Origin of the sequence: Blautia faecis, from assembly GCF_020554845.1 — a bacterium.
In the GTDB taxonomy this organism is placed as follows: domain Bacteria; phylum Bacillota; class Clostridia; order Lachnospirales; family Lachnospiraceae; genus Blautia_A; species Blautia_A faecis.
The window spans coordinates 89,683-105,085 of sequence record NZ_JAJCIA010000005.1 but is presented as its reverse complement, the minus strand read 5'-3'; the positions used below and the strand labels follow the sequence as shown (position 1 = coordinate 105,085).

General features: G+C 44.5%; 13 protein-coding genes. 10 read left to right on the top strand and 3 right to left on the bottom strand.

Translation table 11 applies throughout. The features are described from left to right. Positions 1-354 precede the first annotated feature (354 nt). Positions 355-1,200: an AraC family transcriptional regulator gene (locus LIZ66_RS04175; protein ID WP_227227633.1), complete on the bottom strand. Its 846-nt coding sequence runs from the start codon at positions 1,198-1,200 to the stop codon at positions 355-357. A gap of 251 nt (positions 1,201-1,451) precedes the next feature. Between LIZ66_RS04175 and dapF the strand changes: the two genes are divergently transcribed. The 7 genes from dapF to LIZ66_RS04130 all read left to right on the top strand — a co-directional run bounded on the left by dapF (position 1,452) and on the right by LIZ66_RS04130 (position 10,845). After that, positions 1,452-2,300 (top strand): diaminopimelate epimerase, encoded by an 849-nt coding sequence (gene dapF, locus LIZ66_RS04170; RefSeq protein WP_195379610.1) that lies wholly within the window; start codon positions 1,452-1,454, stop codon positions 2,298-2,300. A gap of 82 nt (positions 2,301-2,382) precedes the next feature. Then, positions 2,383-2,553, top strand: a complete 171-nt coding sequence (locus tag LIZ66_RS04165) for a hypothetical protein (protein WP_173735271.1) — start codon at positions 2,383-2,385, stop codon at positions 2,551-2,553. A 162-nt stretch (positions 2,554-2,715) separates the two neighbouring features. Beyond that, positions 2,716-6,078 (top strand): penicillin-binding Tp47 domain C-containing protein, encoded by a 3,363-nt coding sequence (locus LIZ66_RS04160; RefSeq protein ID WP_227200257.1) that lies wholly within the window; start codon positions 2,716-2,718, stop codon positions 6,076-6,078. 135 nt (positions 6,079-6,213) lie between these two features. Further along, on the top strand, positions 6,214-8,172 hold the full coding sequence (locus LIZ66_RS04155) for an FMN-binding protein (protein ID WP_264467151.1): 1,959 nt from the start codon (positions 6,214-6,216) through the stop codon (positions 8,170-8,172). A gap of 3 nt (positions 8,173-8,175) precedes the next feature. Continuing rightward, positions 8,176-8,811 carry an FMN-binding protein gene (locus tag LIZ66_RS04140; RefSeq protein ID WP_227200255.1) on the top strand — a complete coding sequence of 212 codons (636 nt, stop codon included), beginning with the start codon at positions 8,176-8,178 and terminating at the stop codon, positions 8,809-8,811. Further along, positions 8,808-9,596, top strand: a complete 789-nt coding sequence (locus tag LIZ66_RS04135; protein WP_227200254.1) for a 4Fe-4S binding protein — start codon at positions 8,808-8,810, stop codon at positions 9,594-9,596. Before LIZ66_RS04140 ends, LIZ66_RS04135 begins: the two co-directional genes overlap by 4 nt. A 193-nt stretch (positions 9,597-9,789) precedes the next feature. After that, positions 9,790-10,845 (top strand): FAD:protein FMN transferase, encoded by a 1,056-nt coding sequence (locus LIZ66_RS04130; RefSeq protein ID WP_227200252.1) that lies wholly within the window; start codon positions 9,790-9,792, stop codon positions 10,843-10,845. A 297-nt stretch (positions 10,846-11,142) separates the two neighbouring features. Here the strand turns inward: LIZ66_RS04130 and LIZ66_RS04125 are convergent, their stop codons facing one another. Both LIZ66_RS04125 and LIZ66_RS04120 read right to left on the bottom strand, forming a co-directional pair. Then, positions 11,143-11,628 carry a Gx transporter family protein gene (locus LIZ66_RS04125; RefSeq protein ID WP_118580355.1) on the bottom strand — a complete coding sequence of 162 codons (486 nt, stop codon included), beginning with the start codon at positions 11,626-11,628 and terminating at the stop codon, positions 11,143-11,145. 3 nt (positions 11,629-11,631) lie between these two features. Then, entirely contained in the window at positions 11,632-12,000 is a 369-nt protein-coding gene (locus LIZ66_RS04120; RefSeq protein WP_227200250.1) for a NusG domain II-containing protein, read from the bottom strand. A 383-nt stretch (positions 12,001-12,383) separates the two neighbouring features. Between LIZ66_RS04120 and prfB the strand changes: the two genes are divergently transcribed. The 3 genes from prfB (at position 12,384) to LIZ66_RS04105 (ending at position 15,313) form a co-directional block, all read left to right on the top strand. Then, a protein-coding gene (gene prfB / locus LIZ66_RS04115) for a peptide chain release factor 2 (RefSeq protein ID WP_148461030.1) occupies positions 12,384-13,512 on the top strand; the annotation gives its coding sequence in 2 pieces (ribosomal slippage) (positions 12,384-12,458 and positions 12,460-13,512; 1,128 coding nt in all). Between the two features lie 123 nt (positions 13,513-13,635). Then, complete coding sequence (locus LIZ66_RS04110; protein ID WP_173735268.1) at positions 13,636-14,088, top strand: ACT domain-containing protein; 453 nt, start codon at positions 13,636-13,638, stop codon at positions 14,086-14,088. A gap of 7 nt (positions 14,089-14,095) precedes the next feature. After that, a complete protein-coding gene (locus LIZ66_RS04105) occupies positions 14,096-15,313 on the top strand; it encodes a homoserine dehydrogenase (RefSeq protein ID WP_173735267.1) in 1,218 nt (405 codons plus the stop codon). Positions 15,314-15,403 lie beyond the last annotated feature (90 nt).

Below are 15,403 nucleotides of genomic sequence, written 5' to 3'. Positions count from 1 at the left end.
TATGTGTCTTCAATACCCCATTTAGATGGTTGATACTTCGCAGCTTTATTGGTTTTACCTAATCTATCATTGGTAAGAAAGTATCGGGAAACCAATCACTCCCCCTCCCCTCGTTAAAAGTTCCTAAATAACCTCAGTTCCAGCCGACACACAGCATTTGGGCAATGTGTATTACTCCAGCGAGCCATTTCAGGCGCGCTCTTAGCGTAAGCGAAATCCAGCGCTTACGGAGACTTATGCGTGAGGGCTCTCCCGAACGCATTAGTCGCAGTTAGCGATTAGTTTGCTGGAGCGTTGCGCCGGCGAGTGAGTAATACACATTGTCCAAATGCGTCCGCATTGAAGAACTTTTAATCAACTAAATAGCAATAATATTGTCTGGCTTGGCCCGGTGCCAAATTGTTTTTTATAGGCCCGGGAGAAGGTGGTATAGTCGGAGAAGCCGCTTAACTGGGCGGCCTTCAGGATGGGGGTGCCTTCGGAAATTTTTGTGCGGGCGAGAAGAAGGCGCTTGCTAATGATGTAGTTGTGGACGGTGTAACCGGTTTCCTCCTTGAATTTCCGCATCATGTGATACTTGCTCAGGTAGTATTTCCGTGCAAGGGTCTCAATGGAAAGATCTTCAGTAAGGTTGTGGTTAATATAACGTAGAAGCTCTTCTATCTGGGAATCACTGCTGTAGGAATGAGCGTCATAAATGTACTGCTTTTCCAGAAAAATGCGGTTTACATAAACCATGAACTGGGTGAAAAGAGCTGAGCCAAGAAGCTCGCTTCCAAATTTTTCGTCTTTCAGGGCAGCTTCCAGTTCGTAGAGAAGCTGCTTTAATTTTTCCTGAGTGTCAGAGTCCAGACGGATTAGATTGTAACTCCGGTCAATCGCCTTCTGAAAACAGCGGAGTAGTTCTGTGGATTTGATGTCGTCGCGGATCCATAGTACAAAACGTTCGTATGGAACCGAAAAATCAATTTCCGGTTTGTGGATGGCGTGACGGTTCACGAGGAGAATGTCCCAGGGCTTCAGGTAGTAGGACTTTCCCTCAATGTGGTAGGCTGCCTTTCCGGAAAGAAAGATGATCACCTTGTGAAAATCATGATAATGGTAGGAAAATTCTCGCTTGGTCTGATCCTTGATGTGAAAAAGCCGGAAATCCTGCTCCAGATAGCCGGTTTTTTCAGTAGGCTCATTGAAAGAATTCATATGTTATGGCTCCTGTTTTTACTATAGTGTGTATGGAACCGCAAACTTTGCTTGCAGCTACGTTTGCGTAGCGTCATAATTCAATTCTGCGCTTGAAATATGACTTTATTATAATTGAAATACCGCATTTTTTGCAATATATTTCGCAAGTTATTCTATGTACATGGGAAAAATAAACGCTATACTGGATATATAAGATGTGATTTGAGAAAAAAGATCACGGGCGCTTCGTCAGAAAGGAATTGAAAACAATGAGAGACAGCATTATCATGACAAAATATCAGGGCTTTGGAAATGATTATCTGGTACTGGATGCGAAGAAAAACCAGCTTCAGCTGCAGGGTAAAAAAGTTGCGCTTCTTTGCCAGCGGGGGTTCGGACTTGGAGCGGATGGTGTGCTTTACGGACCAGTTGACATTAACGGAAAAATGGGAATGCGTATTTTTAATTCCGATGGAAGTGAAGCTGCAATCAGTGGAAACGGTGTCTGTATTTTTGCAAAATATCTTATGGACAATGAGTATGTTACAGAGAAAAAATTTGCCATTGAGACTTTATCCGGAACAATCGAAGTAGAGTGTCTGAATGCCAGAGCGACAGAGTTCCGCGTAAATATGGGCAAAGCCTCTTTCCTTTCCAGAGAGATTCCGGTAACTGGCGAGGTGCGTGAGGTGATCGATGAGCCATTTACATTTAACAAGAAAGAATACAAGGCAACTTGTCTCACAGTAGGAAATCCACACTGCATTATTTTCATGGATCAAGTATCTCAGGAAAAAGTAAGGGAGCTGGGGCCATATGTGGAAAATGCAGATGAGTTCCCGGAAAGAGTGAACCTGCAGATCTGCCGCCAGATTGATAAAGGAAATCTGGATATCGAGATCTGGGAGCGTGGCTCCGGTTATACAAAAGCTTCCGGTACAGGAAGCTGTGCGGCAGCCATTGCAGCCTACCGAAAAGGTCGGATGGAAAACAGAATCAATGTAAACCAGCCAGGTGGTATGATCCAGATCGACATTAAAGAAGACGGAACTATTTTTATGACAGGAACTGTTGGATATATTGCGGAGATGAGCGTGGCTGAGAGCTTTTTCTCATAGAAAGAAAATATGGTGCATATGGCGCATCCCAACGGCCGGGGCTGTGTAGCGGTAGCTACGGCGACTGACGTAGGAGCAGCAGATGAAAAATCAGACAAGTCAATATGGCAGTTGCTTAATTTTCAATGTAGGAGAATCCAGGTATAGAAGTAAGAAGACTTCCGTGCCTGGATTCTTTTTTGCTGCAAATGGGGGGATGATGTCTGTAAGCGATATCATTATGCCTAAAGAGAGGAAAGCATTTTTTATATAAAATATGGAGACGGAATCAGCATGTTGATATACGAAACAGCCCCTCTTGTTGATAAAAAAAGTGCAATGTCTAAACTAAAAATAGATAGACATTTCTAACACAATTCTGTAAAATAAACAAAGATTAGAAAACACTAATAATAGTTAAACAAGGAGGAAGAGAATGGCTGACAAAAAGTTATTAAGAAAAATTGCTCCGATCATTATGAGTGCAGCTGTAGCGATGACCAGTTCACCGGTTGGAGTTATGGCAGAGGACTTTATTTCTGGAGAAGTAGCTGTTGAGGTATCTGAGGAGACTACATATGGTTCTGATGAGATTTCAGACGACTATGACGAATCATCAGAGGCTGACGATTCAGCAGATTTTGCTACAGACACAGAGGATGGTTTTGAGTCTGGAGAAGCCGCAGAAGAGGAGTCTGGATTCGAGGATGGTGAAACCGGAGACACAGAAGATGCTTTTTTAGCAGACACTGAGGGCGAAACCAACAATGAAGCGGGAGCTTTGAAAACAGTGGAGGATGGTCAGATCGTACTGATGAACATTCCCTATGAAGCTTTTTACAGATCTGAGTTGAAAAACAATGATGTAAAAGTAGATGCATTTACATCCGCGACGAAAGCAAAAACAAAGATGAGCGGCGTGATGAATGGAAATGCTGCTTATCATACAAGCGCGGAAGGAAATGAACTTGCAGGTGTTACTTTTCCGGTAAAAGTGAATAAAGCTTCTGATTTGGAAAATTTTAAACAGATTACAGACAGCACTACTATAGAGATTACTACGAACATGAAAGGCCAGGTAAGTACTAATACATATACTGGTGCAGCGGCTCTTATTGAACAGCCAAGCTATACTTATTATGTTCCGGCAGAAACTCCTGCATATTACAAGGAAATGAGCGTAGATGAGAACGAAAATATTTCTTTTGGCGCTGTTCAGGGAATGTCCGAACAGAATGTTAGTGTGAATGCTGAATTAAAGCTTAATTCCAAATATGGAGATTATCAGCTTGAGCTGGATGAGACAGCAGTAAAGGCAGTAGTAAATGCATCTAATGGTGATAAGATTTATGGTGTAATCATCAATACAACAGACGGAACCACTTATGCACTCCGTCATCTTGAGAATATCTGGAAAGGAAAAGAACTTGCATGGAGCACCGGCTTTACAACAGAATCTCACGGTTGCCCAATAAGCTCTGATCACTACAAATCCATGATGGGAAAAACTATTTCCAGCGTAACGTACTATACGGATAAGGGGGAAATTAATTTTGATATTCCAGATACTTATGTTCCGGTAAAAACAGGTGTCAGTGCAACCGTTGACAACATCAAGGTAACAGATGCAGAGGTTAAAGTTGAATTATCTGAAGCACTTCCATCTGATTATTCAAAGAAATATGCAGTTGATGATGTGGAAGCAGCGACAACAGAGACAGGAGTAAAGGTTACAAATCTTACACCTGGAACACATACTCTGACAATTTCCGATGCAAATGGAAAATATGCTCCTGTCAGCGCTACTTTTACAGCAACAACAGATACTGTAATGGCTTCCTATGATGAGTATGAAGGAAAACTGGTTGCTGCGGCAGATATTACCGCTGAGCAGTTTGTTGCATTTACCAAAACAGTTTCAAAAGTAAAAATTGGTGACCAAGAGTATGCTGCAAGCGGAAAAGGTGCTGTGAAGATTGTTCAGGAGGATGGAACTCTTGATTATTCTAAAACAGCTGTAAACGATGGAGATACAGTAGTTGTAAGTGCTGCCGGATACCCAGATGTAACATTTGTTTACAACGAAAACGTATATGTATACGCAGGTCTTACATGGGCTGAATACTGGTCTTCCGAGGATGTATACAATGCAGGCTCCACCGCTTCTTCTGAAGAAAAAGACAGAAGAGGTGAGTCAGACCTTGGAGCATTTGATGCTGTAACAAGAGCAACTGCAAACCATGGCCTTCACAGAGGAAGCTTCCAGGCAATCGCGGTTCTTAATGGAAAAACAGTTTCCCACTGGAGCGCAGACGGAAAAACAGTTTATTATGCCGATGGAACATCAGAAGTATTTAACCGGAACAATGTAACCGGATATACCGTAACTGGACTGAAATATGTACCGGTTGAGATTAAGAGAGCTGACCTTGCTGCTTTTGCAGAAAGCCATACAATTGTAAAAAATGGCGGACAGCTGATCGGCGGTTATGGCGAGAAAGAACTGAAATCCTATGAAGCTGTTGCAAATGTAACTGCAAATACAAATGGTTTGAAAAAAGTTACAAAAGCTGAAGACGGAAGCTTTGTAATCGGAGCAAGACAGAACGGAACTGAGTCTGGTATCAAAGATGCAGAGCTGAAAGTGGCAGACGGAATTACAGCAACTGTAAAACCTGGAAATGGTTCTTATGGTGAGTTCCTGAGAGTTGACCTGACTGGAAACTATGGCGATCTTGGTGCACATATGCAGTCTGTTGAGTGGGCATATTATGGAAATGATTCCACTTATACAAACAGACTTGCAAACTATGGAACAAAATTTGCAGCTGATAACTGGATGCATAAAATGATGGGTATCCAGCTTGGTCTTACAGAATCTGGAAGATGCAAGCTTCCGGAAGGAACTGACGGAACTGGTTACTGGATCCTTACTGTTCATGCCCTTGGATACCAGGATTACGTTGTAAAATTCCAGGCAACAGCTGAGAATATTGCAAAACCTGCAGGTGATGCAGATTCCACGCCACTGGAAAACATTATCGCAGAAGCAAAAGCCCTGAACGAGGCTGATTATACTCCGGAGAGCTGGGCTGCTGCAAAAGACAGCATTGCAAATGAGCTTGAAGAGTGCGAGGAAATGCTTGCAAATATTAAGAATCAGACAACTTATGGCGTAGAAGAGCAGATCGGACATTTAAGAGAAGCTCTCAACATGCTTGTAAAGGCTCCGGCTCCAACCGCAACACCGGCACAGCCGACTGCAACACCAGCCCCGGCACAGCCAACTGCAGCACCTGCACAGCCAACTGCAACTCCGGCACCGACTACAGCACCGGCCAAAGGAATTACAGCAACTGCAAAAGCTTCCACAATTTACACCAAAGGAAAAACATCTACAACCATTACGGTTGTAAAAAATGATGTAACTGGAAAAGTTAAATTTACATCCAGCAACAAGAAAGTAGCTACTGTTTCTTCCAAAGGCGTTGTAAAAGCGAAAAAAGCGGGAAAGACAACCATTACGGTAAAGGTTGGAAATTACACTAAGAAGGTAGTAATCCAGGTTAAGAAACCTTCTCTGAAGCTTGCAAAATCTTCTGCAACAATCAAGAAAGGCAAAACAGTAAAAATCAAAGCAACCGCAACACCATCCGGAAAAGTAACATACAAGTCCAGCAACAAGAAAGTAGCGACTGTTACTGCAAAAGGTGTTGTAAAAGGTAAGAAGAAAGGTACTGCAACCATCACTGTTACAAGTAATGGAGTATCTAAGAAATTCAAAGTAAAAGTAAAATAATGATTACAAAGCTTTTACGATAACAAATAATACTTGTGCAAAAACAAGGCAAAGGAACGGGGGCCGTTTTTAACAGCCCCTGCTTTTGCTTGTAAAGAGAAATTTAATTTGCTACATATTTTAACAGGAGACAGCATGAAAAAACGAGACAGTGATAAGAATCCTTTTGAAAAAAAGAATCTGGTGAAACTTGCTCCAGCAGCAGTGGTTATTGCGGCTGTGGCTGCAGCAGGTGCTCAGGCTGGCAGCAGTGGAAAAGAAGTGACTGCTGAAACCAGAGAGGTTGTAAAATCCCAGGATCTGGAATCGCTTCTGAAAACAGCCTATTCCTATGAGGCAGCAGATGACGAGGCAAAAGAGGAGAGTCTGCTGAAAGCAGGCAAAAATACATCATCATCTTCAAAGAAAAAAACCTCCAAAATTTCAAAGAAAAAAAGTGGTATAAAAAAAGGAAGCTCAAAGACCCTTCCAGTAAAAACGGCTGCATCTTCAGGGGTAGGTCAGGGCTCCACCACTACACCAACTACAGAAGTTCCAGAAGGCGGCTATAAAGATGGAACTTATCAGGGCAGCGGTACTGGCTTTGGAGGAACGATTACCGTACAGGTAACTGTATCAGGTGGGAAAATCACAGCTGTTGATATATTGAGTGCCTCTGGAGAAACAGGCTCTTATTTTGCCTCTGCACAGGGCGTTGTAAGTAAGGTTTTATCAAGCCAGTCCCCGAATGTGGATGCAGTCAGCGGTGCAACTTATTCCTCAAACGGGATTATCCAGGCAGTACAGAATGCCCTTTCACAGGCAGGAAACAGTGATTCTGCCACACCGGCTGCCACACCAACTCCAACGCCAAAACCTGCAAAGAAACCGAAGAAAGATACTTCTGTCAGCTATAAAGATGGCGTATATGAGGGACAGGCAGAAAGCTTTGATGGAATCGTAACGGTAAAGGTTACAATAAAAAATGGAAAAATCAAAAAAATAAGCAACACAAATACAGACACACCTGAATTTTTTAATAAAGCATGGAAAACAATCAAGTCCAATGTGATTTCCAGACAGAGTACTTCTGAAATTGATACTGTAAGTGGTGCAACATTTTCTTCCAATGGAATTCTTGGAGCTTTATCCCAGGCTCTTTCAAAGGCTGATCAATCAGGAACTACAGACTCAAAGGAAGAAGATATAACTCCAACCCCGACTACTGTACCTGATGAAACTGTAACACCAATTCCAACGGAGATTCCACATCCTACCAAGACTCCGGATAATCCGTCAGATGAACAGCCGGTTGTAAAGCTTTTGAAAGATGGTACCTATACAGGGTCTGCAATGGGATATTCTGGAAAGGTTAACATAACACTGACAATTAAAGACGGAAAAATTACGGAAGTAACCAATACAAACTCAGATACCAGAAGCTTTTTCAATAAGGCATGGAGATCCATACAGCCTAAAATACTGGAAAAGCAGAGTACAGAAGGAATTGACACTGTAAGTGGTGCAACATTTTCTTCTATGGGAATTCTGGATGCGTCCAAAATAGCATTGGAGCAGGCAAAAAATACAGAGGTACAGCCTTCAGTAACGCCAGAGCCCACTGAGGCGCCGGATTCCACCGAGAAGCCAGAACCCACAAATACGCCAAAGCCGACTTCTGTTCCGGAACCAACGACTGCACCGGAGCCTACAGCTGTACCAGAGCCTACTGAAACGCCAGCGCCAACTTCTGCACCGGAACCGACGGATACACCGGAGAATTCTGTGACGCCGGAACCGACAGCTACGCCAGAACCCACGCCTGTGCCTGCTGGTGCATATACAGATGGAACCTACACTGGCATTGGAGAAGGCAATGACGGACCAGACAGTGTACAGGTTACCGTAACAATATCCGGAGGACAGATTGTGGGAGCAACTTATTTTTCCTATGATGATGAAGAATATGCAGATACAGCCTGGGAGGGAATTCTTGGACAGGTTATGGGAAAGCAGTCCGCAGACAGTGTAGATACAGTATCTGGATGCACATATTCCTCCCAGGGATTTATTCAGGCATTTAGAAATGCATTAAATCAGGCAAAAGGAGCATAACCCATGAAATACCAGAGTTTTATTATGAGAGTTTTATGTCTGCTTCTGATCGTTGGTGCCGTCCTTGGCTACAACTCCATGCAGAAAAAAGATAGTGATACCGAAAAAGACCAGCAGATCGCCAGTCTGACAACCAGAGTGGAGGCCTTGGAAAAACAGCAGGATGAGATATTAAGTGCCCTTGAAGAGGCTGCAAAAGCGCAGGAAGAGGCGAAGAAAAAGGCAGAAGAGGAAGCGAAGAATCAGAAAGCCCAGACGGAAGAAGCGGCTTCCGGGGATGCTTCCGAGGACGCGAAAAAAGATGACAAGAATACAGATGAGACAGAGGCTGAGGACGCTTCTTCTGAGGAAGAAAGTGAAGATCTTGTCTACAAAAACGGGACCTACACAGGAGACGGCCAGGGCTTTGGCGGCAATATCCAGGTTCAGGTTACACTTGAAAATGACACGATTACAGACATTCAGGTGGTAAGTGCACCAGGCGAAGACTCTGCATACCTTTCCCAGGGACAGGGCGTGATCAGTACCATTCTGGCTGCCCAGAGTACAGATGTTGACACCATTTCCGGAGCAACCTTCAGTTCCACTGGAATTATCAACGCTGTAAATGATGCACTTGGAAAGGCGGAAAATCAATGAAAAAGAGACAGAGAAAAATCCGGCTGATCCGCGCCGGCATCCAGCTTCTGTTTTTCATTTTTGCTCCGGCACTTTTTTCCACAGCATTCGCAGGCGTGAAGTCCGTTTTTCAGGCAATCGCAGCACATCAGGCAATCAGCTGGAATTCCTTTCTGGATGTGACTGCTGTGCTGCTGGTGGTAACCTGCCTGTTCGGACGGCATTTCTGCGGATATGCCTGCGCATTTGGTTCCCTTGGGGATGCATTGTACGAGCTGACTGTGTTTATCCGCCAGAAGGTTTTTCATAAAAAAGGCCGTCACGGATACTCAGAAAAAGCCATCCGCATTTTGCAGAAGGTGAAATATATCTGGCTTCTGGTGCTTCTTGTATCTATCCTTACCGGCTGGTACAGCAAGCTTCAGGGCATGAGCCCCTGGGATGTGTTTTCCATGCTCACCGCTGGCAGACTTCCCGGTGCTACCTACAAGGTGGGGATTGTGCTGCTGATTCTGCTCATGATCGGAATGTGCACTCAGGAAAGATTTTTCTGCCAGTTCCTCTGCCCAATGGGCACAATTTTTGCTATAATGCCTATAGCGCCCTCTGCGCTGTTCAACCGTGACAGAGGCACCTGTCCGGCGAAATGCGGAGCCTGCAAAAAGAGCTGTCCTGCTCATCTGGACATTGACGGTGATACCCCTCTCTCAGGAGAATGTATCTGCTGCCACGCCTGCCAGGGAATCTGCCCGAAGAGGAACATCCGGATCGGGATTCCGAAGGCGAAAGATGAGAGCCTTTTTTAAACACGAGCTGGGAAAAGATGGGCGAACGCTATTGGAAAATAAGAGAAAATAAAATCAGAAAGAACAGGATATGAGTAAAAAAAGAAGTAAAGTAAGATTTCAGAATGAAGTCGATTTAATTAAGGTACATTATAAAAAGCAGTCCAGAGGTCAATCACTTACCTGCTTGGATATGTTTAATGGGAGAAGGCATTTGAGAAAGAGAAGTGCGGCAGGAATCCTCTGCGGCAGCCTGCTTCTCACTGTCATTTCTGCAATAGTACTGGGAAAAACAATTACAGTTGTTTATGCATCTGACATAGAAAAATACACCAACGCAGATTTCGCAATGGACACGGTAGTTTCCGAAACCCTTTACACCTCAGGCGCGGACATCAATACCCAGATTGGTGAAAAGCTCCGCGAAATGGAAACCACCCTCCTTTCCTGGACAGAGGAAAACTCCCAGATTTCCCAGCTGAACAATGCTGATGGCAAGACCATGGAAGTTTCTGATGATCTTGCCGCCGACCTTGAGAAAATCCGCCAGCTTTCCCAGGATTCCAACGGTGCTTTTGACCCCACCCTTGGAAAAATTATCCGCCTGTGGGACATTGCCGGCGAGAACCCTCATGTCCCAGATCAGTCCGAAATCGACACCCTTCTTCCCGAAGTGGGCTACGAGAAAATTCAGGTGGACGGAAACAATGTAACCCTTCTTGATGGCTGTACCCTGGATCTTGGTGCCGTTGGAAAAGGCATGGGCTGTGATTTGATCATGGATTACCTGCAAACCCAGCCAGATGTCTTCGGTATGATCCTGAACCTTGGCGGCAGCAGTGTCATGACCTACGGCGAAAAGCCCGACGGCTCCTCCTGGAAAGTAGCCCTTACCGATCCCCGTGACACGGAAGGCGACTATCTTGGAGCCATCACCCTGGACGCCAACCAGTTCCTTTCCACCTCTGGTGACTACGAAAAATACTTCATAGAAGATGGAATCCGCTACCACCACATTCTGGATCCAAAGACCGGCTATCCTGTACAGAACGGTCTCACCTCCGTCACCATCGTCTGCGACCAGGGTTACCTGGCCGACGGCCTCTCCACTGCCTGCTTCGTTCTGGGTCTGGACGCCGCGAAACCTCTTTTAGAGAAATATGATGCAGAAGCCGTATTCGTTGATGAAGACAAAAATGTGTATGTGACAAGTGGATTGATGGATAAATTCGAATTAATGAAAGACGGATATGTAGTAAACGAATTATAAGTTGTCCATGATAAATTCATAGAAAATGATAACTTATGGAATAGCAAGAAGAGCTCCCGACGATAGTTCAAAACTATCGTCAGGAGCTCTTTTTCAATCAACAGCATTTGGGCTGAATATATTCCTAAGCGGGGCATTCAAGGCGCGCCTTTAATGGAGCGGAGATCCACTGCTTACGAAGACTTAACATCGAAGGCTCTCCTGAGATGTTTAGTCGCAGTTAGCAGTTAGCTCCGCGGAATGTTGCGCCTCCCCGCGTGGAATATATTCAGCCCAGATGCGTACGGTGGTAACATATTACGGAATCCTCTTAAGCACTTCCTTCGTCAGCACTCCAATCAGCAGTCCTGTAATCACTCCCGACACCATCAGCGCCGGAGCATAATAATACAACAGTCCCACCGTATGTGTTGCCGGAATCGCCACCAGCAGCTGACCAATGTTATGGGAAACGCCACCAGCCACACTTACACCCAGCTGCCCGAATCCAATCTTATTTTTTACAAAAACCATCACGATCAAACTAAGGGTCGCCCCCGCCAGACTATACATAATACTGGAGCCGCTTCCAAACATAAAACCGATAATAAAAATTCTCACAATGGAAACCAGCGCCGCTTCTTTCCACGTATATCTCTCCAGCACAAAAAGCACCGCCAGATTTGCAAGCCCCAGCTTCATTCCCGGAATTCCCGCAAAAAATGGAATCAACGACTCCACATACCCGAAAATAATGGCAATGGCTGCAAACAGCCCAAGATACGCTGTCTTTTTCTGATCCATCACTTACACCACTGCGTCAAATCCACTCTCGGAATCCTGTGAATCTGAATCGCCCTCTCCCTGAATGACTACTCTGTTTGGCAGGCACACAATATATCCGCCTGCACTGCCCACTGCCGGCTGCTTCATGCAAAGATGATCCGGACAGTCCGCATCTGTCATCTTTACCTCGCCGTCCTTAATTTCACACACATTGGTATCCCCAATCTGGATCACCTGATCCTCCGCCAGTGAATAAGTCCCATAAAGCTCCCCATCCACCATAATCTGAATCGACCCATGAGTTCCATGTGGAACCGCATAAACAAAAATACAAAGCACCACTGAAATAACCAATAGTGCACCAATAAATACCGCTTCTTTTTTCTTCAAAAATGATACCTCTTCATTAATCGCTTTAACCAAAATCATTATATCATAGAACCATGACCCACAAACGGACTATTAGTTTATGATATAAGAAATACAGAAATTTTTCAACCTATTCTAAAATCCATTTTTGAGAAAAAATCGCAACAGAGAGAATGCCTGTTATTCATAAAGAAAACGGTAACGTGTGGCTGTTCCTTTCCACACCGCTTTTTATTGTAATTTTCCACGGAATATGCTATTGTATAGTTTGAAAGTCTGTGTGCCGTGCGGATCGCGGGAATGATTTTTCAAACACGTTCCAGGCCGGCGGCATTGTTGGAGAAATGTAACGATTCAGAAAACACTGGACTGTTACACAGAAATATTAGAAAGAAGGTGAAGCTATGGTTGAATTAGACCAGTTCAAGAGCATTCTTGCAACATACACAGAACCATTAGTGGAAGTGAGGGATTCACTTTGACCTGGCTAACAAAGAAAAGCGGGTTGAAGAATTAGAGCGCGAAATGGAAGCGCCTGATTTCTGGGACAATGCAGAAGTATCCCAGAAGAAAATGAAAGAATTAAAGAGCATGAAGGACGACATGGAAACCTATCAGAATCTGGTAACCCAGAAAGAAGATATGGAGACCCTGATCGAGATGAGCTATGAGGAAAATGATCCGTCCATGATCGAAGAAATCCAGGAAATGCTGGATGAGTTCCAGGCACAGTTTGACAGTATCCGCGTGAAGACACTTCTTTCAGGAGAGTATGACGGCGAGAATGCTATTATCAAACTGAACGCAGGAGCTGGTGGAACAGAAGCCTGCGACTGGTGCAGTATGCTGTATCGTATGTATACACGCTGGGCTGAACGCAAGGGCTTTTCAATTGAAGTTCTGGACTATCTGGACGGCGATGAAGCTGGTATCAAATCTGTTACGTTCCAGGTAAACGGAGAGAACGCATACGGACTTCTGAAGTCTGAGAAAGGTGTTCACCGTCTGGTACGTATTTCCCCGTTCAATGCGGCTGGAAAGCGCCAGACCTCTTTCGTATCCTGCGATGTAATGCCGGATATTGAGAAAGATCTGGACGTAGAGGTCAATGATGAGGACATCCGTATTGATACCTACCGAAGCAGTGGTGCCGGCGGACAGCATATCAACAAGACCTCATCCGCTATCCGTATCACTCATTTCCCAACAGGAATCGTGGTACAGTGTCAGAATGAGCGTTCCCAGCATATGAATAAAGATAAGGCTATGCAGATGCTGAAAGCGAAGTTATATCTTCTGAAACAGCAGGAAGCAGAAGCCAAGCTTTCCGGAATCCGAGGCGAAGTAACGGATATCGGCTGGGGCAACCAGATCCGTTCCTACGTTATGCAGCCATATACCATGGTCAAAGATCACCGTACCAATGAAGAAACCGGAAATGTAGATGCAGTTATGGATGGTGCCATTGATATCTTTATTAATGCATATCTGAAATGGATCGCACTTGCGAAGAGACCTGCAGAGCAGCAGTAAAAGCATGCTGCTGTTCACGAAGTAACGGTAACAGGGCAATGCCAGTTTCCGGATTATGTCTGGATACAGCGGCTGTAATGGCAGAGATTTGCAGGGCGCAGTGAAAGTGGAAGGAAATGCAGGATGCCAAAGACAACAGATAAGAATAAATATTTTGTAGTAAAAGAGCGGGCTGTGCCGGAAGTGCTTCTGAATGTAGTTGCAGCGAAGAAGCTTCTGGAATCAAAGCGGGCAGTTACAGTTCAGGAAGCTGCAGACGCTGTGGGAATCAGCCGAAGCTCTTTCTATAAATATAAAGATGATATTTTTCCCTTCCACGAGGAAGCCAAGGGAAAGACCATCACTTTTATTATACAGATGGATGATGAGCCGGGAATTTTATCCAATGTTCTTCGGGCTATTGCGGAAAATCATGGCAATATTCTGACTATACATCAGAGTATTCCCATCAGTGGTATTGCCACTCTTACCTTAAGTGTGCAGATCCTTCAGGGAGAAGGGGATGCAGAGGCAATGGTGGATGACATTGAACAGATGGAAGGAATCCATTATTTAAAAATTTTAGGCAGGGAGTAACGGACAGATGATAAATATTGCAGTGTTAGGATATGGCACAGTTGGAAGTGGTGTAGTAGAAGTCATCCGCACCAATCATGAATTGATTAACAAAAGAGCCGGGGAAGAGATTAAGATCAAATATGTACTGGATCTTCGTGAGTTCCCGGGAGATCCGGTAGAAGAGATTCTTGTTCATGATTTTGAGCAGATCGTAAATGATCCGGAAGTTAAAATTGTAGTAGAAGTAATGGGAGGAACCGGTGCTGCCTATACTTTTACAAAAAGAGCACTTGAAGCCGGCAAGAGTGTGTGCACCTCAAATAAAGCTCTGGTTGCCAAATACGGTCCTGAGCTTATGGAAATTGCAAAAGAGAAAAAGATCAACTTCCTTTTCGAGGCAAGCTGCGGCGGTGGAATCCCGATCATTCGTGCCATCAACGGTTCTCTTACCGCAGATGAGATCGATGAGGTCAGCGGAATTCTGAACGGAACTACCAACTATATGCTGGATAAGATGATCACAGAAGGTGCTGATTTCAATACTGTTCTGAAAGAGGCTCAGGAAAAAGGCTACGCAGAGGCTGATCCTACCGCTGACGTGGAAGGACAGGACGCATGCCGTAAGATTGCCATTCTTTCCTCTCTGGCATATGGAAAATTCCTGAATTTTGAAAATGTTTATACAGAAGGAATTACAAAGATCACACCAGAGGATATGGAATACGCAAGAGAAATGGGCAGAAGCATCAAGCTTCTTGGCACAAGCAAGAAATTGGGAGACGATTCCTTCTACGCACTTGTAGCACCTTTCCTTGTTGGACAGGATAATCCTCTTTATGGCGTAAAAGGTGTGTTCAACAGTATTTTTGTACATGGAAATATGCTTGGCGATGCCATGTTCTATGGAAGCGGAGCTGGCAAGCTTCCTACTGCCAGTGCAGTTGCAGCAGACGTTGTGGAGGCTGCAAAGCATCTTCATGACACCATTCCGAATAACTGGAGCAATGAAGAGATGACCCTGATGGAGCCGGATTCTGTAGAAGGCCGTTTCTTTGTCCGTGTGAAGGATACTTCCCTGGATGAGGTGGATAAGGCTTTTGGTAAGGTTGAGGCTGTGATCGAGCCGGATTCCCTTCCGGAAGAATTTGGTTTTATTACCAGACTTATGACACAGGGCGAGTACAAAGCGCGTGTGAAAGCGCTTGGAGAGAATGTTCTGGGCATGATCCGCGTGAAAGACTGATAACATGAAACCGCAGTTATTCAGGTAATGGGCAGCTGCGTGAAACTGTCTGTATGCGCAGATAAAAAATAAAACTGACAGCGTGAAAGG